The organism is Sphingobacteriaceae bacterium (genome assembly GCA_016715905.1).
Classification (GTDB): Bacteria; Bacteroidota; Bacteroidia; order B-17B0; family Aurantibacillaceae; genus Aurantibacillus.
On sequence record JADJXI010000003.1, the window covers coordinates 602,736 to 625,820 of the forward strand.

Consider the following 23,085-nt stretch of genomic DNA (forward strand, 5'->3'; position numbering starts at 1 on the left):
CTGTTGAAGAGAAATGATTTATTTAAGGCAATTGAATAATAATAACTCCAGATAATGGAATAATCCGTTTAAATCTTTTTTATCCCTAAAACTGGTTAAAGTAGTTAAATTATTCATGAAGAATTTCTGACTATAAGTGGTTTCAATAAGGGTTGAAGCCAAAGAATTAGCATATTTGAATTTAGGCTTAAATTCGAGAATGAAATCTGAAATGCATTTCGTTAGGCTTTTCAAAGGTTTAAAATGTAACTCGCGATTGTCCACGGTGACATGTCGGGTTAAATAAGATTTAGCTCCCTCATAAACGAGTAATTGGTATATGTCTTTTTCAGATAAGTAATCAGATTGGTGTTTGGTATTTTCAGGTTTAGCCAAAATTTCAAGCACTTTAATCAGCTTATCTTTGGGATTTTTAATATTATTGGTATGATATATTATTTTAAATTCTAAAAACGACCAATACCAGGAAATGAGGTACGTTAATAGGCGATGTTTATTTTCAAAATATCTATAAATGCTGGCTTCGGTTGTGTTTATTGACTTGGCGAGTTTTTTAAATGTAAATTCTTCAAAACCAATAGAATTGATAAGTTCCAATCCTTTGGTTACAATTTTACGACCCAATTCCGACTGTTCAGGATCCTTTACAAAAAGATGTGAATTCATTTTTATTTTAACATCTATCATCATAACTCGGCACAAATATATATAAAAAATACTAAAACTGTCAAAAATGATAGTAAAACTATTATAAATAAGTTATTTGCTATTATATTTACAGCATGAAAACTCCATTTGACCTTTTTGTTACCTGGTTAAAAAATGAACGCAAAACCTTATCAAAGGTGTATTTACTGTCGGGTGTACAGGGCTTGATGTATTTATCTATACCCCTTTGTATACAGGGAATTATTACCTATACCATGGCAGGCAGATTTACTTCTTCCTTATTTTTAATTGCTTTTGTAGCCATATTAGCTGTAGTTTTTTTAAGTTATTTTCAGTTGTGGCAGTTAAGAATTAATGAAACCATTAATCAAAAACTATTTGCCACTTTAACAGACCGTATTTCTTCCTTATTACAAGTGACCAGTGACAGGGAACAAATTTCATTTAAAATTAATCAGTTTTTCGACGTGGTTACTTTACAAAAAGGGGTAGGTAAAATTTTATTAGACTTTACTTTTGCCATTATCAGTATAGTTATTGGATTACTCATTTTGCCGGTTTACAGTTCCTGGTTTTTAATATTTACCTTATTGATGGTTGGAGGTTTATATTTTATTATCCGAACAAAAGGTAGAGGCGCAATTCAGTCCAATTTGGAAACCTCCAGAAGCAAATATCGTTTGGCTAAGTGGTTACAAGAATCCACCTTGAAAATCATTAAAGAAGAAGATGATGAATACGAAAAGAGTGATAAATTTTTGGATGACTATTTATCGGCAAGAAAAAAACATTTTAAATCGCTGGAGTGGCAATTCAAAGGGATAATGATTTTTAATATTGTATTTGTTTCTATTTTATTAATAGTTGGTATTTTTTTGGTTCAAAGTGGTGAGTTAAATATTGGGCAGTTTGTAGCCACTGAAATTATCATTTTCTTAATTATTAACTCCGTAGAAAAATTAATTTTTAATTTGGATACCTGCTATGATGTAGTGGTTGCATTGGTGAAAATTGATGAAATGTTTGCCTATCATCCCGAAATTTCTTTTCTCGACAACGAACCCAATAAAATGCCGGCTGCGCAAAATTACTATAGCCATCACTATTCTAAAAAAATAAAAATGGCATTTTACGGAATCCTAATCGCTATAGTTATTGTTGTGTTTTTGCCGTGGACACAAACCATACGTGCCGATGGGAAGGTTACTGTAATTAATCCGGAAAAACAACCACAAACCATTCATACTCGCATTTCTGGACGAATAGAAAAATGGTACGTGAGCGAAGGGCAGTATGTAAAAAAGGGAGATACCATTGCTTTTATTTCAGAAGTAAAGGACGAATATTTGGATCCTTCCTTATTAACAAGATCCGAATCGCAAATAAAATCGAAGGAGCAAAATATTGTTTCGTATGAGAATAAAATAAATTCAATTGACGAACAAGTAGATGCTTTAACTAAAAACCTGCAATTAAAAACCGAGCAGTTAAAAAACAAAAGATTACAAGGTAAAAACAAAGTGGTATCTGATAGTATGGAGATGGTTACCGCAAAAAACAATTATATAGTGGCAGAAGAACAATTGAAACGCTATGAAGAATTGCTAAAAAAAGATGTTATATCAAAAACTGATTTTGAAAATCGGAAAATAAAATTGCAGGATGCCGGGGCCAAAATGATTTCAGCGGAAAATAAATGGGCAATCAGTAAAAACGAATTATTGAATATTGACATCGAATTAAATTCAATTCGGCAGGAATTCAATGAAAAACTAATGAAGGCTGAATCTGAAAAATTTTCCACTTTTTCAACGCTATATGATGCAGAAGCTACATTAACAAAAATGCAAAATCAATTGGCAAATTATTCCATTCGTCAAAATTATTATTATGTTTTGGCGCCGCAAGATGGATTAGTGATGCAAACATTTTATCAAGGTATTGGTGAAATTGTGAAAGATGGAGCTTCCATTTGCAGTATTGTTCCGGAAAGCAACGAACAAAGCGTTGAAGTATACGTAGATCCGATTGATTTGCCTTTGATAGAGGAGGGTAGGGTAATTCAATTGCAATTTGATGGTTGGCCTGCCTTTGTATTCAGTGGTTGGCCCGGGGTTAGTTTTGGAACTTATTCTGCTGAAGTTATTTCTATTGATCGAAATATAAGCGATAATGGAAAATTCAGAGTGTTAGCGATGAATAAATTAGCACAAAAATGGCCTGAAGCTATTAAGCCCGGCGGAGGAGTGGAAGGTTTTGTGCTCTTAAAGGATGTGCCATTGATTTATGAATTATGGCGAAAAGCCAACGGTTTTCCGCCGGAATTTTATAACTCATTAAATAAGAAGGATAACTCAGTAAATAAAGATAAAAAAGAAGAGGGTAAGCGTGAAGACAAATAGAAACATATTATTTTTATTTTTTGTAATTCAATATTTGAGTATTCAGTCGCAGAAAGAATACGTGTTTACATTTGATTTTTTCATGGAACATGTGAGTACCGATAATCCGCTGGCCGAAAAAGCTAATAATATTCAAAAAATTTCGAATAATAACTTTAAAGCATTTCGCGGTCAGTACGACCCACAAATAAATGCTTCAGTGGACAATAAACAATTTGGCGGGAAAGAGTATTACAATATGATTGGTGGTGAAATAAAACAGCCGATTTTTACTTCGCAATATTTGAAAGCCGGATTTGATTATGCAAATGGAGATTTTTTAAATCCGCAAAACAATTTGCCGGTGGCCGGTTTACCTTATGCCGGAATTGAAATGGGTGTGTTACAGGGCTTGATGATCGATAAGCGGAGAGCTGATTTATTAAAAGCCAAAGAACAAAAAACCTATTTTTCACTTGAAAAAGATATACAATTAAATAATTTATTTTTTGCCGCCAGTACTACGTATGCTAATTGGGTATTTGTTCAAAAGCAATTGAAATTATACGATTACTTTATTAAACTGGCTCAGATTCGATATTTAGGAATAGTTGAATTAGCTAAAATAGGTGAGCATGCCGGAATTGACAGTGTTGAAGCTTCCATTAATTATAAATCGAGATTATTAGATTTTCAAACTGCATTAATTGAATATCAAAAACAAACAGCTAATTTAAATGTGTTTTACCCTGCATTTTCAGATTCTTTAAATAGTGAACAATTCAACACGCCCGATTCATTAGAACGGATGTATTTACGTTTTAGAGGTTTTGCCGAGAAGGAAATTACTAATGTAGAGAATAACAATCCCTTAATTTCTCAATATTTATCTAAAGAAAAAATACTAACTATTGAGCGAAGGTTAAAACGAGAAATGATAAAACCAAAGCTGGATTTCAGGTATAATTTTTTATTAGGCCAAAATAATTCGGATGCCATTCTATTCTCTTCTAATAATTACAAGTGGGGGGCAGGCTTGAGCTTCCCCTTATTTTTATCTAATCCCCGAAATAATTTAAAAATTGCAAATCTTGAAATTGCGAATAATAAAATGGAAATGGAAAATAAAAGCAGAGAGTTAAATAATAAACTGTTTTATTTAAAAGAAGCCATTGTAGTTCTTTCTCAGCAAATAAATAACGCAATAAACAATGCTGAACTCAGTAAAAAATTGTTGGAAGCCGAAAAACTTAAATTTTACAATGGCGAAAGTTCCCTGTTTTTAGTAAATACCCGTGAAAATAAGTGGCTCGAAACAGAACTGAAAGAGAGCGAGTATAAACTCAAGTATATAAGTTATGTGCTCACCATGATTTATATTCAAGGTAATTTAAATTATAAGATATGATAACCTTTCACATTATATCATCCCATGAAGACGAAGCCAAGGAGATTGCGCGCGAAATTTTAGTTGCAAAATATGCTTTACATATGCAACTAGACCAGGAAAGAAAAATGATTCTGAATAATAATGGTGAATTAATGGATACCGTGAATTATAAATTGAGCTTTATTACCAAAGCCCTGTTATATTCGGAAATAGAATTATTTGTGAAAGAGATTGTGAAAGGAAAATTTGTTTACATGTATTCCCTGCCGATAAGTCAAATGAATGTTGAGCATTCGGCCTATTTGAGAGAAAATTTAAAATAAAAAAATTTTTACTCTAACAATTCAGATCTGTAAATGTCTCTTACTGTAACTGTTTTGTTTGTATAACCGGTGGTGCTTAGGTCTTTTTTACTGTCTGCCGATATGTTTAAGTCTTTTGGTTCGCATAATTTTACTCCCAAAGTGGACATGTAAATTTTCCAAACAAATTCCGCATTAAATAACTCCTCACTATTCAAACTTTCTGTATTGTCTTTTTTGTCTCCTATTTTTGCATTGCAATAGGTTTGCATTGTATTTACTGCCGATTGATCTACTAAATCTTTTTCCGCCAACCATTTAACGCTGTATTTTTTACCTTCACTTAAATCAATAAAATCCCAAATAATCATTTTCTTAAAAACATCGTCCATAAAATACACATACGCGTGTTCTTTATCGTGGATGATTAAACCTGTACAATTAAAATTTTTCTTGTCGCCGGGTTCATTCGCGGGCGGCATTTTCGGATTTTTGATAAATATAATGTCTCCATCCTGCCAGGTACTTTCAGTAATTCCCTGACTAAACGACTTAATTGAAAGAAGAATAATGATTAAAATGAGGGTATGTTTGATTGCTTTCATAAGTCTGGTGTTAATTCCTACTAATGTATACGTAAAAAACCATTTAAGGTTTGATTTTAGCTAATAAATATTGATTTTTGTCCAAATCCCAACCTTTTACTAAATTGTTTTAAATGCTAAAATTATACTTTTTTCAGTAACATTAATCCGTCTCTAACAGGTAAAAGGAGGCTTTCTACCCTTTTATCTTGTCTTACTTTAGTGTTAAAATCATGCAAGGCTAAGGTATCGGGGTCTTTTTTCTCTAATAGTATTTTGCCACTCCAAAGTACATTATCGGCAATGATTAAGGCTCCGGATTTTAGTACGTCAATTAATAAATCAAAATATAGGGAGTAATTTATTTTATCGGCATCAATAAAAATCAAATCGGGTTTGATATTTAAGGTAGGAATTAATTCGGCAGCATTACCCGTTAAAAGTTCTATTTGATTTTTGTAAATACTTTTTTGAAAGTATTCACTAGCAATTGCCTGAGTTTCCGGGTTGTTGTCAATGGTTATAAGCTTTCCATTTTTATTCAGCCCTTCGGCTAAACAAAGCGCTGAATATCCGGTGTAAGTGCCCAATTCCAGTATACAATCCGGTTTTTGCATTTTTGAGAGAAATGACAAAAGTCGCCCTTGTAAATGCCCACTTAACATCCTTGGCATTCTTGCTTTTAAATGAGTTTGACGGTTTAATTCACTTAGCAATTCATTTTCCGGACTCGAGTGCATTTCGCTATAAGCTAACAATTCATTACTTATAAATTCCATTTTAGTTATTTTTATTATTTAAAAATTTATTCATTGCATCATTCATAAAAGTATTGAAATTATTTTCCAGTAAATCGCGATTTTCAATGAAAACCGGTAATGATTCGTTCAAAGCAATTTTATGATTTATTCTATGCGAAAAGTGGGTAAGTATTTTTTCAATGCCTTCTTGTTTTGAATAATTAAAAAAGGCATTATGATTCAATACATAATTTAAAAATTGTTTACTTGATTCAGGGAGGTATTGACTGTTATTAGTATAGATTTTGTATACAGAATCACAATAATCCTGTAAATTAATAGAAGAATACATTTCAAATTTTGATCCAAGTAAATGGTCGAAATAAAAATCCACCAAAATACCGCTGTATTTTTCAAATTTATCGTAAAATACTCTTTTGCTATCTTTAAACAAGGGATGCGAATCTGTAAACGAATCTATTTGCCTGTGCAAATGAATTCCTTCCATAATTTCCAAAGGGTAATTTTCAGGTATCTGACCTTTAATATGATCAGCAATAAAATTACCAATTAATAATCCTTCTTGATTGGACGAAAGAAAAGAATGGGCCAGGTAATTCATACGTATAAAATTACGTATTTTTATCGGGTGAATATATTTCTAGCCGAAATACAAAATAAAAATGCTATTCTGAATGAGGAAGAAAGTTTGCATTGTGCAAAAGTGCTTAGAATGAAAGAAGGGGATGTTATTCAGTTGTTGAACGGAAGCGGTAAAAAATTCAATGCTGTTTTAACAAGGATTAATGCTAAACAGTGTGAAGCGGAAATTCAATCGGAGGAAAATAATCCATACCCAAGAAATTATTACTTGCACTTGGCCATTTCGCCCACCAAACAAAATGAGCGAATAGAGTGGATGCTGGAGAAGTGTGTGGAAATAGGTATTGACGAAATTTCTTTTATTCGATGTAAAAATTCTGAACGAACAGCCATTAAACTAGAGCGTATGAATAAAATTGTGTTGAGTGCTGTTAAACAAAGTCTGCAGTTTCAAATTCCAAAAGTAAATGAAATTAGATTATTCAATGATTTTATCGGAACTGTTTCTTCCGATTGTCAAAAGCTAATTGCTCACTGTGCAAATTCCGAAAAAAAGGACTTTAACGGATTCAAATTCAAAAATGAAAAAACACTTGTTTTGATTGGTCCGGAAGGTGATTTTACAAACGAAGAAATAGCTTTGGCAAATAATCAATCATTTGTCCCGGTATCGCTTGGAAATAATCGTTTAAGAACAGAAACGGCTGGCCTGGTAGTTTGTCAGACTGTTTCTATTTTAAGTGCGTTTTAATTTTGTTTAACAAGTCAATCGTTTCCTTATATTCGTCTTCACTCATTTCTTCTTTTTTTGCACTGGCGATTGCCTTATTCGCTACTTGTTCAGCTTCAGAATATTTTTCCAATTTAAATAAAATAGCAGCTTGCGTATCTTCATACATATACTGGGCCTTCAATTCACAGGCGCGGCGTGACATTTTTAGTGCGTCTTCCAGCAATTTTTTATCACTTACTTTTTCATAAAACTGCCAAGCTATTTGATTTAAGGCAGCTGCATTATTTGTGCTGTGCTTCAAGTGATATTCGGCAGCCAGGGGATAATACTTTTCTGTATCAAATTTCTGATAGAGGCTTAAATCGCTATTTATTAAAATTGATTCTGACATTGGATAATTAGATTTTGTGAATTCGGCCTTGGCATTTTCATAACCTGTTTTATCATATTCTTTGGCGTAAATAAATTTGCCAAAATAAGATTTACCTAATTTCAACATTTTCCCCTCAACGGTGTCCTTACCAAAACTGTTTTCGAATGTAGAATAGTTCGCTATAAAATAAGTTGCCGGTTTTGATTGAAAGTTATTGATATAATCTCTAAACAAAACCCAATTTGTTCTTTTCAAATAGTCTTTATCGTTGAGGTTTGCTAAGTAATTGTTTATTTCATTGCTTGGATCAAGGCAACATCCGCGCAATAATTGCGCATAACTTAATATTGTAGCTTCATTTAATTTTTCTTTTTCATAATTTGTTTTAATAGCTGTAAAATTTTTATCACTCGAATAGCCGTTTTTCCCAAAAGCAAGGAAACTTTCAACAGGTAAACCTCCGGCGCCGCGATGAACCAATTCACCTGAACTATTCAGAACAATTAAATTCGGGTAACAGCTTACATTGTATTTTTTTGCGAATTCTAATCCTTCGCCCTTCTCCATATCCAATTTATAATTGATGTACGACGTATTATAATAATCTGCTACTGTATCATTGGTAAAAATATTTTTAGCCATCCATTTGCAAGGGCCGCACCAAGTTGTGTAAGCATCAATAAATATAAGTTTATTCTCTTTTTTAGCTTTTTCAAAAACAGAAGCTAAATTTCCGTGTTCAAATTGTATTTCTTTATTTTGTGCCTGTAGCCCAAAAACAAATGTTAGAAACCCGGCAATTATTATTTTTTTCATGATGCTTAATTTAAACAAATATAGTAAAATTGTAAAAGGGATGAATTACCATTTAGATACAGATTGGCAAGTTTTATTGAAAGATGAATTTATTAAGGATTATTTTATTCGGCTATGCGATTTTTTGGATGAGGAGCGGGAGAATTATAAAATTTATCCGGAACAGGAATTGGTATTTTCTGCATTCAACCGAACAAAACCCACGCAAATAAAAGTTGTTATTTTAGGACAAGATCCTTATCACGGAATAGGGCAGGCCAATGGTTTATGTTTTTCGGTAAATGATGGAATGAAAATGCCCCCTAGTTTGGTTAATATTTTTAAAGAATTAAAAACAGATATAGGATGTGATATTCCGATAACCGGAAACTTAGAACACTGGGCTGACCAAGGCGTGTTTTTATTAAATTCGGTATTAACTGTTCGAAAAGATAATGCAGGAAGCCATCAAAAAAAAGGGTGGGAGCAATTTACCGATCAGGTAATTAATATAATTTCGGCTAAATACGAAGGAATTATTTTTATGTTGTGGGGAAATTACGCAAAGGAAAAAGCCGTATTAATAGATCATAACAAACATTTGGTGTTACAAGCGGCGCATCCTTCGCCATTAGCTCGGGGAGCATATTTTGGAAGCAAACATTTTTCTAAAGCCAATGTTTACTTGAATTCTATTGGTAAATCACCCGTTAACTGGTGTTTTTGATTACAGTAAAGAAGTGATTTCGTCACTTAGTGGAGTTACTTTGCTATTAAAAAATTTAATTACTTTTCCGTTTTCATCAATGAGATATTTACAAAAATTCCAAACGGGCGCATCATTACAACAACCATTTTCATCTTTATTTTTAAGAAATTGGTAAAGTGGATGGGTGTCATCGCCTTTCACACTTATTTTTTCCATCATAGGAAAAGTAACACCATACGTACTTGTACAAAAATTTTTAATTTGTTTATTATCGCCGGGTTCCTGCGCTCCAAAATTATTAGCAGGAAAACCTATCACAACCAATTTATCATTGTATTTTTCATATAAGGCCTGAAGGTCTTTATATTGTGGGGTATAACCGCATTCGCTGGCAACATTCACTAACAATAGCTTTTTCCCCTTGTATTTTGATAATGAGATACTTTCACCGTCAATAGTTTTAATTTTGAAATCGTATACATTTTTGCCGCCACTGGGGTGATTCTTTTTAAATGGCGTGAAGCTTAATAAACTCATAACTCCAATGAAAATTATGGATCCGGATTTGCGTATTATTTTATTGAGTTTCATATTTATTTTTATTATTGATTTAATAGTGTGCTGGCTTCTGCACCGAACAATTTAACCCCATCTTTATAAACTGTTATAAAAGCATCTGTAATACCGGCGTTAATAGCTTCTAGTTTTAAACTTTTAGCGAACTGCGCTGAGGTAAAGTTTCCAATATTATAAATAAACAAAGAGTTTACCTGCTTGTTTTCAATTGGCCAGGTTTTTATACTCATAAATTTAGCGGCCACATCATTTGGCACTTGTTTACTGTATGCGCCTATTTGTACTTTAAAACATACGCCTTCCTGACTTTCTTTAATTCCATTATCAGGTGTAGCTTTAGGGTATGAGCTTACATTATTTGTAAAAGGTTTTACATCTGTTGGAGCATTGTTTTTAGGTGTATTATTTATAGGTTTTTCAGGTTCCGGATTATTGTTTTCGTTTGCCGGATTAGCCGGAAAAATTATTGGATTTTCCGCTTCCAATTGGGTGGCCGCATTTTCTTTGGCTGTTTTTCCTTCAGCGAAACTAATACGTTTGCCATTTAAATAAGCACTTACAAAAGCATCTTTTACTCCATAAGTAACCACCTTAGCTTTATCACTCAATAGTTTTTCGGTATTATTATAAACGCCTGCCGTATATCTGAATAACCCGGTTGGCAGTTTTTCCGTATAAATCGGACTTAAATTCAATAATTGTTTTTTACTAGCTTGTTTTGAATAGACTCCAATTTGCACGGTAAATAGTAGGCCATTAATTTTTTCTAATTCTTGAGTAACATTGGCTGTTTCGTTATTAAGTGTGGCCGGTGGATTATTTACTTTAGGGATATTTACATTGGAAGTAATGCCCATAGAAGTTGGCGCATTGTTATCAATTTGCTTTCCTTCATTAGACATGATTGCAAGAGCTTCGGTTAATGAAATGCGTTTACCATTGTAATACACTACAACAAAAGCATCGCTATAGCCTAGTTTTTGCAAATCGTTTTTAACGGCATTGGCAATTTCAATTTTATTAAAATTTCCGGCTGTATAACGAATATATCCATTTGGAGCATTTTCTCCGTTTAATGGATTTAGTCCTTTAAATGTATTATTTGGCAATTGCGTTTTAAAGGCACCAATTTGAACGCGGAACATTAATCCATCAGGCATTTTTGCGTCGATTGGAATGGGTTTGGCGTCGGAATAAGCATTTCCTTTTACTACCGCAAGCCCTTCTATTTTTACAGTTTCATTACCACCGGTATTATTATTTGGCAATTCGGCTTTGGTTTTATTCTCTTTGTTGTTTTTGTTTTCGTTAGAATTATTTTGAGCAACATTCTCCTTCGGTTCTTTATTGGTTTTAGTTGTATTTACCTTATTAGTTTTGTTTTCTTTTAAAACATTTGTTTTTGTTTCTTTATTCGTTTTAGTTTTATTGTTAACGGCCAATTGATTATTGGATTTGTTTTGCGGGGTTATTTTATTTAGTTGTTCAACAGATTTTTGACCGATTTTAGCAGCTAAGGCCAGCTTATTATTTTTTTCCTCAAGATCGGATTCATTTTCTGCTTGAATTAAAATTCGTTTTGATTCAGCATTTAATTGTTCTGCATTCTGTTTCACTAAATTTTGATCTTCGTTTAAATTCTCAGGAAGATTGGTTTTATTCATTTCAAACTCCAAACTAAAAGCATTGGTTAACTTGGTTAATTCGCCTGATTCTTTTTGACCTAGTTCTTTTTTCTTCCGGGCAATTTCTTCAGGATTACTGTTGTCACTTAAATTCACAACAGCTTTTTTAGTCGTGTAATTTGGATACTGATTTTTTAATTCCATCAACACGGTGTTTTGAAGTATGATTAATTCATCTTCTTTTTCTTCTGCATTCATCATGGCTCCAATTTTTGCGTTGGTATTGGTTTGCCCGTTAGCTTCTTCCCTCAATTGATTGGATTGTGTATTTAAAGTATTTATATCATTTAATTTATATTCCAACTGTGAAGCTAAGGTTGGGTTGTCTGTTTTTGCCTTTTCCATTAACTCATTAATTGATTCTTTATTGGATTCGAAAATGGATTTATTGGCTGATTCGGTGAGTTGAACTGCGTTTAATTTTTTGGCTTGCGATTCTTTTTCGTGATTCATCGCTATATTCATGATGCTATCCTTTTCTTCTCCTTCCTTAGTATTTGCCAGTGTTCTTTCGTTATAGGCTTTCACACTTAGCTCTTCAGCTTCCTCTAAAAGCAATTCAGCATCGGATTTAACATTCTCGGCCGGTGAAATTTTCACATCAGCATTGCCTTTATTCTCATCTAGGTTTGTTTTTTGTTTTTGAATTTTTTCAAGTGAAGCAAGGGCTTCTTTCATTTGGGCATTGGCACCGGGATTAGTTATTAAATTCGGATTGGTGGATAGTTCTTCAATAACATTTTTAGGGGAAGTTTTTTCATTGCTTAATTCTTCAATAGAATATGTTTTTGTTTCAACTGCAATCGGATTTTCATTTGAATTGTTCTTTACTGCTTTATTATCCGTTGTATTGTTTTTGTTGTTATTTGCATTTTCGGTTACCGTATTGGTTACAACAGGTTGTTCTGTATTTTCATTGGTAGAGTTTTCAGTATTATCAGATCCCTTATTTTCATTACTTGTTTTGTTCTCCAAATTTTCATTGGATTTTGTGTTGGTGTTTACAGCAAGAGTTTGCGATGCTTTTTTATTAATTTCATTTAGCAATAGAATGGTTTCGATTTGCTTTTTGGAGGCGTTAATTAAAATATTAAGTTTTTCGGCTGAATTTTGTTGACTATCAGAATTTGATTTGTCTGTTTCATAAGCAGTAATGTTCGAATTGATTTTATTTACTTCACTTTTAAAGCTCGGGTTATTCAGTGCACCTGATTCATTAAGGCTAGATTTTAGTGAATTTATTTCAGATTGATTGGCTTCATACAATTTGAGATAGGCACCTAATCTGGAATCATTTAAATTATTTATAGTGTTGTTTACGTCGGCAAGTTGATTATTCAAGTCGGGGTTAGGAGCTGAACTAGAATTTATTTGAGGTTCTTTTAATGCAATATTGCCGGATGTTTTTTGCATGATATAAAGAGCTTGTTTTTGTTTGGATAGCGCTTCTGCTTCCTTTTCTTCAGCATTGCTGAAATTGCCGAGTTTGGCAGCCACATTAGATTGTGCGTTTCCTTCTTCGCGTATAGCAGCTGCTTGTTTAAAAGAAAGGTTAGCTTCTTCCATTAATCGATTGGTTTCATTAACATCCATCTCACTGGCTTTATTTAACTGAAGAAGTGTTTTTAAATTTACGGTATTGGTATTGAATACTTCTTTGTTATTGGATTCAAGAATTGCAACTGCCTCTAAATGCTTTTCATCTGCCTTTTTATCATTTTCATTCGCTTGCGCAATTAAATTATCTTTTTCGGTTCCGGTTTTTGTATTCGCTTCTTTTCTCAATTCAAAAGCCTTTAAACTTAATTCTTCTGCTTCAATATTTAGTTTTTCATAATTTGCATTGCTATTGGTATTATTTGAATTTGAGTTTTTAACCTTTTCGGTTGCCGCTTCAATATCTTCTTTTAGCTTTTTCTGTTGAACAACAGATTCATTAATTTTCGCATCTGCTTCTACCTTTAAACTTTGGGCTTCTGTATTCTGGTAGCTATTATAATCAAAGTTGGCATTATCATTTATCTTTAAGTTTACTTTTAATTTATCAAGTTGATTTAAGGCCTCTTGATTATTGTTGGCTGAGATAGGATTAATATTTGTATCAGAATTGGATTTTTCACTTTTTGCAAGTTGATCTAATTCACTGATAGATTTTTTGTTGGAAGCGATTAATTGTTGATTTTGCTTTTTAGTATTTTCTAATTTTTTAATTTCTTGCGATAGTTTTTGTTTATTGCTTGCATTTTTAGTTTTAGCTAATAGAGATTTGTTTTTATTTATAGCCGCATCTATTTCTTTGTTATAGTTGATTAATTGGGTATTTGCGATTTCGAAAGATGTTTTCTCTTTCGGGTTAGATACAGTTATTTTTTCCCCGTATTTATCAGCTAAAAGTTTGCTGTCATCAATTTTTTCAGCCGATGTATTGTTGTTTTTAGTTGGAGTTATTTCTGTTGTTTTGGTTTCGTTATTAGAAGCAACATCAATAGGTTTAGCTATATTTTCTGTTTTAATTTTGTTGGCTAATTCAATCGTGTTTTTGGCGGCCTCCATTTCATTTTTTGCAAGAGCAAGTGAGTTTTCATTATTTTCCAATTCTTTTTCTTTTGCGTTAAGCTCTTCGTTTAATTCATTTATTTTCGTCTGTATTGGCTCTTTGTCTTTTTTCTTTCGTGTGGTAGAAAGTTCCGTTTCTTTTACTTTGATTTCAGTTTTTATATCCGCAATGTCGTTTTTAATTGTTGTGTTTGCTGATTCAAGCGTTTTGAATTCCAGCTCTTTTTGATCTGCATTTAATTTCAAGTTGTTGAGTGTATTTTCGGAATTATTTTTCTTACTCGATGCTATGTCAATTTCTTTTCGGATGGTTTCGAGTTTTTCAAGGGACTCCGGATTTTTCTTTTTAGAAATCATTACTTTATCTAATTCGTCTACGTATTGTTTATTTAATACCGCAATTTGATTTTTGTTCTTGGCGTCGTCATCCAACACTTTAGCATAAGTAATAATTTCATTCGCGCTTTTTAATTCAGCTTCGCCTTCTTTAATTATTTTTTGCGCCTCCTCCGTTGCTGTCTTTTTTTCCTGTTCATCGGTTATTGACTCCGCATTCTGGAGCATTTCGTTTCCATTTTTTATTTTTTTCTCAGCTTCAATTTTTGTTAAGTTTCCAAGTTCAAAACCATCATTTGCATCTTGTTGCAGATTTTTAGCCTCAGTGCTAGATTCTTCTGCGTCTTGCTTAGCGATTTTTGATAATTCCTCATTATTTAGTTTGCTTGAGTTGGATGCAACAATACTATTGCTTACAACAGCTTGTGTTTGAGTTTTAACAGCCGTTGTATCTTCAATAACCGACGGTCCGGTATTGGAATCGGTATTTCCTAAATTACTCTTGATGGTATCGTTTTTAGCAATGGCAGTATTCAGGTTATTCTTGCCTTCATTTACTTCCAACTTAGCCTTTTGTTCAATTATTTTTAGATATTGTACGTAACTGTCATCGCTTGCTGTTCCTTCAAAATAATTGGTAATTTTTAAAACTCCCTTATCATAAGTAATCGTTTGCTTTAAAGCTTTAGAAGTTGTAGCTAATGGAAGAGAAACTTTATCTGATTGGGTACGTATTCCGGGCGTTTCCACAGTGAATAACAATTTGGATCCATTGGGTAAATCCATTAAATAATCGCCGTTTTCTTCACTTTCATAAACCCCAATCAAATTTCCACCATCTAAGTTTTTAACTGTTATTTTGCTTTTTACACTTTGCGATTCATTTTCTTTTAAAACGCTTCCTTTTAAAGCCAATACATCAATAGGTTTTCTTTCGGTATTAATTTTAAGTACATCAATTTTACCCGGTAAACTTTGTCGCCCTGTACTAAAATAGGCAGTCTTTTCTAAGGAATCTGTTACAAATAAAAAGTCATCGTCAGGTGAATTGATTGGAAATTCTAAGTTTACCGGTGCGGTCCATGAATTAGTTTCTTCAATAAAATTAGATTTAAAAATATCATATCCACCCATACTGTTGTGGCCTTTACTGGCAAAATATAAGGTTGTTCCGTTTGGATGAAGAAAAGGATAGTCTTCATCAAATTCGGTATTAATACCTTTAACAAGTATAGGCTCTCCAAATTGCCCATTAGCTTGTTTAGTCCGATAATAAATATCTTTTCCGGTTTCTTTATTAGGGCCGTAACTGCTATAGTAAACTACGTCATTTGATTTTGGTAGATAAACAATAGACTTATCCTTTTTTTTCTTATCCGTTGAAGTTTTAAAATCTTCGGGAGTTACTAATAATTTGCCGCCCAAACTTTTCACTTCATAACTTCGGAAAAAGTCTGCTTCGTTCAAGGTTTTTTTGTTTAGAATTTCAAGGTCTGTTAAATTGCTTAAAAGCCGTTTCCCATTCACGCAAGCGCGAATTTCGCGGTCAACCTGTAATTTTTTTAAGTTAGCTTTGGAGCCAATTTTTTGATAATCGTTATAATATTTTAGCGCTTCATCAAAACGATAGTTTATGTGCATGGCTTTCCCCATGTAAAACTTAACTTCTTTTGGGGCTTCTTCGGGTTGTTTATTTGCAATTTCTAAATAAGGAATACATTTTTTCTTATCCACTTCACTATAAATCATACAAACCCCAAGTTTAAAATTATATACTGGATCTTTAGGATAATTGGCTACAATCTGAGCGTATAATTTGTAGGCTTTAGTAAACTCATCTTCTTCGAATAGGCGGTTCGCTTCTTTGATAGTTTCCTCATTGGTCACTTGGCTAAGTACTTTATTATTAAGACTTAACAAAAAAACAAGACCAACAAAATTCCTTAAAAGAATACCGGGCGAGTTAAAATATAAGGCATTGAACCTTAATAGCATAATGAAGGTTTAAAGTTAATAATTCTTATTATAAAGATGCAATAAAAAGTAATATTTCATAATATATTCTCACACAATAATGTTAATTAATGAAAATAATAGACAATCTCATGCTGTATATATAAACTTTACCAATAAAATACGCTTAAGCTACTTAAATTTCAATTTAATTTCTGATTGGATTTAGATTTTGATAAGTAAAATAATAATTGACGATAGCATTTTATTGAAAAAGTTAGCATTTAATTTTATATTTTTGGCCTAATAACCAATAAAAAAAACTAAAATGATTAAAAAATTACTTATGGCCTCTCTATTAATAGGAGGTTTAGCTGCAAAAGCGCAAAATAAAGTTGAGCCGGAAATGTCATCATTTGTTAATGCTCCCCTTGAACAAAGCAACACTCAAAGTGTTAATAAAACTTCAGTAGTTAACATAACAGATACATTACTGTATTTTTTAAACAAGAATGAATGGAAGTATGGAAACAGTTATTTAACTGTAAAAACTCCTCATACAGGGTCTGTGCAAGTAAACACTGAGTTTGGTAGTTCTTTTTTGAACACAAGCGGAACACCAGTAACTATTACTAAAGCGCTTGTTTTAGCATCAAGACAAGCAAATTCAACATCAACAATGATACCACTAACGGTAACTCTTTATACAGCAAGTCCAACTGGTGTACCGGGCGCTTCAATTACTACTGCTACTTGTGCAATTACTAGTACAGCTGGACAGTTTGGTACATTTGCCACCTTTACCGCTCCTGTTGTTGCAAGTGGCGCTTTTTTCCTAAGTTATAGAGCAAATCCGATCAATCCTGCAGATACCTTACGTGTATTTTTTACTGCAGCACATACTGCAACTTCTGGCGCTCCAGCCACCCAAAAATTTGGTGAAAGTTTAGGATTTATCAGAAACAATGGTAATTTAATTTCTACAACTAACTATTACAACACCGGAACTCCAGGATCAGATTTAGAGGCAGTAGTTGTGCCATTTGTATCGTTTAATTTTACAGCTGACGCAAATGTTTCAGCTCCTAATTCAACCGCAACACCTGGTGCATATTGTGCAAATCTTGGCATTACGTATACAAACACTACTTCGGAAATAGCAAATAACCGCCAGTTTAACTATAATGCTTTTGCAACTTATTGGGCTCCGAAAACAGGTACAATGACAACGCCTGCTGTTGATCCTGTTTACAATTGGTCATTTAATGGTCCTCCAACGCCAACCGGATCGTATACTACGGCTAACGTTACGCATACTTATGCTACTGCAGGAAATGCATCAGCTGATATTATCGTTAAATACATGTACGGATTTAGCAAAGTAGGAAAAACTTTAGATACTAAAACTTGGACATTACAAATTGCTAACTGTGGAATTGTAGGTGTTGCTGAAAACCAATTAAACGCTAATTTAAATGTTTATCCAAATCCTGCAATCAGCGGTAAAGTAAACATCAGCGGTTTAGAAGGAAGCAATACAATTACAGTTTATAACAGTATTGGTCAATTAGTAAGTACACTTGTTTCTGAAACAGAAATTACTACAGTTGATTTAAGCGCTCAACCAACAGGTGCTTATTTAATTCGTGTTACTGATTCAAATAAAGCTTCAAAAGTTGTTCGTGTAATTAACGAATAGTAGAAGATAAAAACACAAATTAAAAGCCCGGTTTATTACCGGGCTTTTTTTTTCATAAATTATTTATGTTAAAGGCAATCGGAAGCAAATTTACAATGGATTTGCTAATGTACACCTCTCCTTTTTCTCCACTCATGATTAATCGAATCGGATAATTAAACTTCACTTCATATTCCAATAAACTTTGACGACAAGCACCACACGGACTTACCGGAATATCTATGCATCGATTTTCAGATTTTACGCTTATAGCAATAGTTTTGAATTTAATATTTGGATATAGAGACGATGCATGAAAGGCAGCCACACGTTCAGCGCACATTCCGGAGGGATAAGCCGCATTTTCCTGATTGTTTCCTGTAACAATTACATCGTTCTCCAACAATATCGCAGCGCCCACTAAAAATTTTGAATAAGGCGCATAAGCATTATTTAGGGCCACTTTAGCACTTTGCAATAAATGTAGATCTTCCTTATTAAGATCATTTTCATTGGCAAACACATCAAACGCAGCTTCTATTTTTAATTGATTCATGAGTGATAAATGTATTGAAATTATTTTAAGTCTTTGCTATTTTTTCAGCGGCTATTTTACCAACTAAGCTTCCAATGGCAACACCCATTCCCCCCATTCGAACAGCCAGTAAAATGTTATTAGAATAAAATTGAATAATGGGTTTTTTTTCTGAACCTACACCCATTATGCCACACCATCGATGTTCAATTTCATGTGGTATATTTTCGATAATAATATTTTTAAGCATTTCATCTAATTTGTTTTGTATAAGGGAATTCAATTGGAATGCTGATATAGTTTCTCCTTCAAAATCCAAATTTCTTCCTCCGCCCAATAAAATTCTATTATCAATATTTCTGAAATAATAATATCCTTTATCGTAGTGAAAACATCCTTTCAATTTCAAATTCTTTATAGGTTTTGTGATTAAAACCTGAGCTCTTGCCGGTAATACATCTTTTAATGGAATTAAATCTTTTACAAAACCATTGGTTGCAATTACTACTTTTTTGGCTTTAAATACACCCACGTTAGTTTGAAGTTCAACGCCATTTAAAGCATCCGATGTTTTACTTACATCTACCCCATTTAACAGCTTAACTCCGTTCGAAATTGCTAATTGCAATAAAGATTCCATCATTAATCCGGTGTCAATTTGCCCCTCATGTTGATTAATAACTAATCCTTTAATCAATTTTGGGTTAAAAAAATCTAATTTTTTTTTCTTGAACGTGTTATCTAATCCTATAGTTTCTTTAATTTTTTTGTTCAAAAAGACTAATTTATCCTCAATAAAATGCAATTCCTGTAGTGAATTAAATACTTCATAGCCGCCGCATGCAATAAAACGAATATTTTTTGAACCAAGTGTTTTTAAGAGCAATTGCAAGCCTTTCCATCTCATTTCAACTGTTTCAAACACTGTTTGCTCGTCACTTTTACTTAAGTCGTCGAACAATTCTGTTGCACTACCAAAACAAGCAAAGCCGGCATTTTTTGTGCTGGCACCATTCGGAAACAATCCTCTTTCAAGAATTAACACGTTAGCTTTTTTGTTTTTTAATTTAAACTGAAGAGCCGTGGTTAATCCTACAATACCTCCACCCACAACTATTAAATCATTTTCATTGAAATATTGTTTTAGTTCCCAATAACTGTTATTAACATTTTTATTCATAAAGAATTTTTTACTTCATTTCTTATGTGGTAAATTTTCGTAAATTTAATAGCGAATATTGTACTTTCAAAGCTATGGCATTTAAACGCTTAATTGTTCTTCTGTTGATTTTTTCTGTCAACATGCTTTGTTCGCAGGAAACAGTTACGCCTGTGCCAATTAAATTCCAGGGGGCTATTTCTGATGACCGCGGTGATGTAGGGGGTGCCATATTACAAATATCAAAAGGAGGTAAAGTAATTTCCAGTGTAACTAGCAATGCAAGCGGTGAATATAATTTTTCCATTGAACAGGGCGGCGAATATTTAATTACTGTGATAAAAGATGAATACGTTTCCAAAAGATTTTTTGTAAGTACATTGGGAATTCCACCTGAAAAAGCCGGTAATTCTTTTCCTGTTGTACAAGCTGATATGTCGCTTAATAAGCGAGTTGAAGGAGTAGATTATTCATTACTTAACCAACCCATAATTAAGTATAATTACAATCCTAATAAAGATAATCTGGAATATGATAAAGCTTATTTAGATAGAATGTTAGCAGGACTTCAAGCCATTAAAGAGGCTGAGAAGGCCATGAAAAATAAAGAAAAGGAAAAAGAAGCGAATTACCAGGCGGCCTTAAAGGCAGGCGATAAATCTTTTCAAAAGAAAGAATGGCAAGTTGCCATTTCCAGTTACGAACAAGCCAGTAGCATTAAACCGGCTGAAGCATATCCAAGAGAACAAGTTGCATTGATAAAAAAAATGATTGCGGAAGCCGAAGCAAAAGCTAAGGCTGACGCCGATGCAAAGGCGAAAGCTGATGCTGAGGCAAGAGCAAAAGCGGAGGCAGATGCTCTGGCAAAAAAGAAAGCCGAAGAAGAAGCTGCTGCAAAAGCAAAAGCGGAGGCAGATCGTTTAGCAGCAGAAAAAGCAGCCAAGGAAAAAGCAGATGCAGATGCAAAAGCAAAAGCCGAAGCAGATCGTTTGGCAGCTGAAAAAGCAGCCAAGGAAAAAGCAGATGCAGATGCAAAAGCAAAAGCCGAAGCAGATCGTTTGGCAGCAGAAAAAGCAGCCAAGGAAAAAGCAGATGCAGATGCAAAAGCAAAAGCCGAAGCAGATCGTTTGGCAGCTGAAAAAGCAGCCAAGGAAAAAGCAGATGCAGATGCGAAAGCAAAAGCCGAAGCAGATCGTTTAGCAGCTGAAAAAGCAGCCAAGGAAAAAGCAGATGCAGATGCAAAGGCAAAAACCGAAGCAGATCGTTTAGCAGCAGAAAAAGCAGCTAAGGAAAAAGCCGATGCAGATGCGAAAGCAAAAGCTGATAAGTTAGCTGCAGATAAAGCCGCGAAGGAGAAAGCAGATGCGGATGCAAAAGCAAAAGCCGAAGCAGATCGTTTGGCAGCAGATAAAGCCGCGAAGGAGAAAGCAGATGCGGATGCAAAAGCAAAAGCCGATAAGTTAGCAGCAGATAAAGCCGCGAAGGAGAAAGCAGATTCGGATGCAAAAGCAAAAGCCGAAGCAGATCGTTTGGCAGCAGAAAAAGCAGCTAAGGAAAAAGCCGATGCAGATGCGAAAGCAAAAGCTGATAAGTTAGCTGCAGATAAAGCCGCGAAGGAGAAAGCAGACGCGGATGCAAAAGCAAAAGCCGAAGCAGATCGTTTGGCAGCAGAAAAAGCAGCTAAGGAAAAAGCAGATGCAGATGCGAAAGCAAAAGCTGATAAGTTAGCTGCAGAAAAAGCAGCTAAGGAAAAAGCAGATGCAGACGCGAAAGCTAAGGCAGATCAACTCGCTGCGGATAAAGCAGCAAAAGAGAAAGCAGAAGCAGATGCTAAGGCCAAAGCAGAAGCTGATAAATTAGCTGCTGATAAAGCTAAAGCCGATGCCGAAGCAAAGGCAAAAGCCGAAGCAAATGCTAAGAATCTTGAATTGGAAAAGAAATATAAAGAGGCATTGAAAAAAGCCGACTATGATTTTGAATTAAAAAAATACCGCGAAGCTAAAAAGTATTATGAAGAAGCGTTAGTATACAAGAATAATGATCCATATGCTAAAGCAAAAATGATTGAATGTACTAAACTATTAACATCAGATAATTCTACTGCCGGAGTAAACAGAAAAAAAGATTTGTTATCTAAATATAAACAAGGAGTTACGGAAGAAACAATAACCGCGCCCGGAGTTACTATTTTGCAACGCGTGGTTGTAAAAGATGATTTAGTATGGGTGTATCAGAAAAAAATGTTTGATTGGGGAGGCGTTTCTTTTTTCCGTGATACCAATCCAATTACCGAACTAATTTTTGAACAGGAAACTAAACCCTAATGAAAAGCATTCCTTCTTTTATGGCCGAAGATATTCGGTGCTGTGTATGTTCTAATTCAAATTCAGAAAAATTTAATCTGCTTTATGAGAAATCGAATTGCGCTATTGTAAAATGTGTTGAATGTGATTTCACTTTTATTCCGCCTTATTATCGTAAACAAATAAAGTACGAAAATTATAAAAACGCAGATGTGACTGCTGCCGTAAGATCCGGGAATAATTGGATTAAAATTCAACGACATAAACTTCGATTTAAGTTTATACAGAAATTTGTGAAGAGCGGTTCTTTATTTGATCTGGGAGCGGGTTGGGGACATTTTATGTTGGCCGGAAAAGAATTGGGCTATGAAGTGTATGGGATAGAAATCGCAGAACAGCCCTATCAATATTGCGTAAATGATCTGAAATTGCCTGTTGATCATATTGATTTTTTTAAAATGAATGAAGAGAAAAAATTTGATGTGGTTACCATGTGGGATGTGCTCGAGCATATTGATCATGCTGATGTTTTTTTGGATAAATGCGCAAAGGTTACAAAGCCGGGTGGTTTTTTGTTTTTACAAGTTCCGCAAATTGATAGTTATTTTGCGAAAAAATACAAAAGTGAATGGAAGATGATGGGTTTGGATCATGTGAATTATTTTGGTAAGTCAACAATTAAAAAAATTCTTGCCAATCATGGTTTTGAAGTGGTGGAAATAAAATCTTCTTTTGAAATAAAACTTTTTATTATGTACACCATATTGCCGCTAATTAAAAAATTAAAATCGAAAGAAAAGCAAACTATAAACGAAGCGAGTACAACAATTAATGCGGCCGAACGACAAAATTATTTTAATAAATTCACCAAGCGCCCTATGTGGCAACTTAAATTATTTGTCTTTTTTCATAATTTCATTTATAATACCTTGTCGTTTTTTAATATCGGCGAAGAAATGATGGTGGCAGCGGTAAGAAAAAAGAATTAACATTAGTCTTAAATATACTGTTACTTGCTTAATCGC

General features: G+C 33.6%; 17 protein-coding genes. 8 read left to right on the forward strand and 9 right to left on the reverse strand.

Going from position 1 to position 23,085, the window contains the following annotated elements; genetic code table 11:
• Window positions 1-18 precede the first annotated feature (18 nt).
• Window positions 19-690, reverse strand: a complete 672-nt coding sequence (locus IPM51_03015) for a TetR/AcrR family transcriptional regulator (GenBank protein ID MBK9283268.1) — start codon at window positions 688-690, stop codon at window positions 19-21.
• Between the two features lie 92 nt (window positions 691-782).
• Here IPM51_03015 and IPM51_03020 point away from each other — a divergent pair, with 92 nt between their 5' ends.
• The 3 genes from IPM51_03020 to cutA are packed head-to-tail and all read left to right on the forward strand — an operon-like array spanning window position 783 to window position 4,763.
• On the forward strand, window positions 783-3,071 hold the full coding sequence (locus tag IPM51_03020; protein MBK9283269.1) for an HlyD family efflux transporter periplasmic adaptor subunit: 2,289 nt from the start codon (window positions 783-785) through the stop codon (window positions 3,069-3,071).
• Window positions 3,058-4,458 carry a TolC family protein gene (locus IPM51_03025; GenBank protein ID MBK9283270.1) on the forward strand — a complete coding sequence of 467 codons (1,401 nt, stop codon included), beginning with the start codon at window positions 3,058-3,060 and terminating at the stop codon, window positions 4,456-4,458. The genes IPM51_03020 and IPM51_03025 overlap by 14 nt, the downstream gene beginning before the upstream one ends.
• Window positions 4,455-4,763, forward strand: coding sequence for a divalent cation tolerance protein CutA (gene cutA / locus IPM51_03030; GenBank protein ID MBK9283271.1), 309 nt, complete (start codon window positions 4,455-4,457; stop codon window positions 4,761-4,763). Before IPM51_03025 ends, cutA begins: the two co-directional genes overlap by 4 nt.
• A gap of 8 nt (window positions 4,764-4,771) precedes the next feature.
• Here the strand turns inward: cutA and IPM51_03035 are convergent, their stop codons facing one another.
• The 3 genes from IPM51_03035 to IPM51_03045 all read right to left on the reverse strand — a co-directional run bounded on the left by IPM51_03035 (window position 4,772) and on the right by IPM51_03045 (window position 6,688).
• The gene (locus IPM51_03035) at window positions 4,772-5,347 is read right to left on the reverse strand and encodes a hypothetical protein (protein ID MBK9283272.1); all 576 of its coding nucleotides are present in this window, start codon (window positions 5,345-5,347) and stop codon (window positions 4,772-4,774) included.
• A gap of 122 nt (window positions 5,348-5,469) precedes the next feature.
• Window positions 5,470-6,105, reverse strand: a complete 636-nt coding sequence (locus IPM51_03040; protein MBK9283273.1) for an O-methyltransferase — start codon at window positions 6,103-6,105, stop codon at window positions 5,470-5,472.
• 1 nt (window position 6,106) lies between these two features.
• On the reverse strand, window positions 6,107-6,688 hold the full coding sequence (locus IPM51_03045) for a DUF479 domain-containing protein (GenBank protein MBK9283274.1): 582 nt from the start codon (window positions 6,686-6,688) through the stop codon (window positions 6,107-6,109).
• On the opposite strand from IPM51_03045, the gene IPM51_03050 reads away from it, so the two are divergent.
• Window positions 6,671-7,420 (forward strand): 16S rRNA (uracil(1498)-N(3))-methyltransferase, encoded by a 750-nt coding sequence (locus IPM51_03050; protein MBK9283275.1) that lies wholly within the window; start codon window positions 6,671-6,673, stop codon window positions 7,418-7,420. The two genes, IPM51_03045 and IPM51_03050, sit on opposite strands and share 18 nt — an antisense overlap.
• On the opposite strand, the gene IPM51_03055 is transcribed toward IPM51_03050, so the two are convergent.
• Window positions 7,401-8,591 carry a thioredoxin family protein gene (locus tag IPM51_03055; protein MBK9283276.1) on the reverse strand — a complete coding sequence of 397 codons (1,191 nt, stop codon included), beginning with the start codon at window positions 8,589-8,591 and terminating at the stop codon, window positions 7,401-7,403. The genes IPM51_03050 and IPM51_03055 overlap by 20 nt on opposite strands.
• 40 nt (window positions 8,592-8,631) lie before the next feature.
• Here IPM51_03055 and ung point away from each other — a divergent pair, with 40 nt between their 5' ends.
• Complete coding sequence (gene ung, locus IPM51_03060) at window positions 8,632-9,297, forward strand: uracil-DNA glycosylase (GenBank protein ID MBK9283277.1); 666 nt, start codon at window positions 8,632-8,634, stop codon at window positions 9,295-9,297.
• Here the strand turns inward: ung and IPM51_03065 are convergent, their stop codons facing one another.
• Window positions 9,298-9,870 carry a glutathione peroxidase gene (locus IPM51_03065; protein MBK9283278.1) on the reverse strand — a complete coding sequence of 191 codons (573 nt, stop codon included), beginning with the start codon at window positions 9,868-9,870 and terminating at the stop codon, window positions 9,298-9,300. It abuts the gene before it with no gap.
• Window positions 9,871-9,881: 11 nt separating this feature from the next.
• Window positions 9,882-16,427 carry a PD40 domain-containing protein gene (locus IPM51_03070; GenBank protein ID MBK9283279.1) on the reverse strand — a complete coding sequence of 2,182 codons (6,546 nt, stop codon included), beginning with the start codon at window positions 16,425-16,427 and terminating at the stop codon, window positions 9,882-9,884.
• Between the two features lie 286 nt (window positions 16,428-16,713).
• On the opposite strand from IPM51_03070, the gene IPM51_03075 reads away from it, so the two are divergent.
• The gene (locus tag IPM51_03075; protein ID MBK9283280.1) at window positions 16,714-18,084 is read left to right on the forward strand and encodes a T9SS type A sorting domain-containing protein; all 1,371 of its coding nucleotides are present in this window, start codon (window positions 16,714-16,716) and stop codon (window positions 18,082-18,084) included.
• 52 nt (window positions 18,085-18,136) lie between these two features.
• Here the strand turns inward: IPM51_03075 and IPM51_03080 are convergent, their stop codons facing one another.
• Together IPM51_03080 and IPM51_03085 are read right to left on the reverse strand one after the other, a co-directional pair.
• Window positions 18,137-18,619, reverse strand: a complete 483-nt coding sequence (locus IPM51_03080) for a cytidine deaminase (protein ID MBK9283281.1) — start codon at window positions 18,617-18,619, stop codon at window positions 18,137-18,139.
• Window positions 18,620-18,644: 25 nt separating this feature from the next.
• The gene (locus tag IPM51_03085; GenBank protein MBK9283282.1) at window positions 18,645-19,778 is read right to left on the reverse strand and encodes an FAD-binding oxidoreductase; all 1,134 of its coding nucleotides are present in this window, start codon (window positions 19,776-19,778) and stop codon (window positions 18,645-18,647) included.
• Window positions 19,779-19,852: 74 nt separating this feature from the next.
• Between IPM51_03085 and IPM51_03090 the strand changes: the two genes are divergently transcribed.
• Together IPM51_03090 and IPM51_03095 are read left to right on the forward strand one after the other, a co-directional pair.
• A complete protein-coding gene (locus IPM51_03090) occupies window positions 19,853-22,081 on the forward strand; it encodes a hypothetical protein (protein ID MBK9283283.1) in 2,229 nt (742 codons plus the stop codon).
• On the forward strand, window positions 22,081-23,049 hold the full coding sequence (locus IPM51_03095; protein ID MBK9283284.1) for a class I SAM-dependent methyltransferase: 969 nt from the start codon (window positions 22,081-22,083) through the stop codon (window positions 23,047-23,049). The genes IPM51_03090 and IPM51_03095 overlap by 1 nt, the downstream gene beginning before the upstream one ends.
• Window positions 23,050-23,085 lie beyond the last annotated feature (36 nt).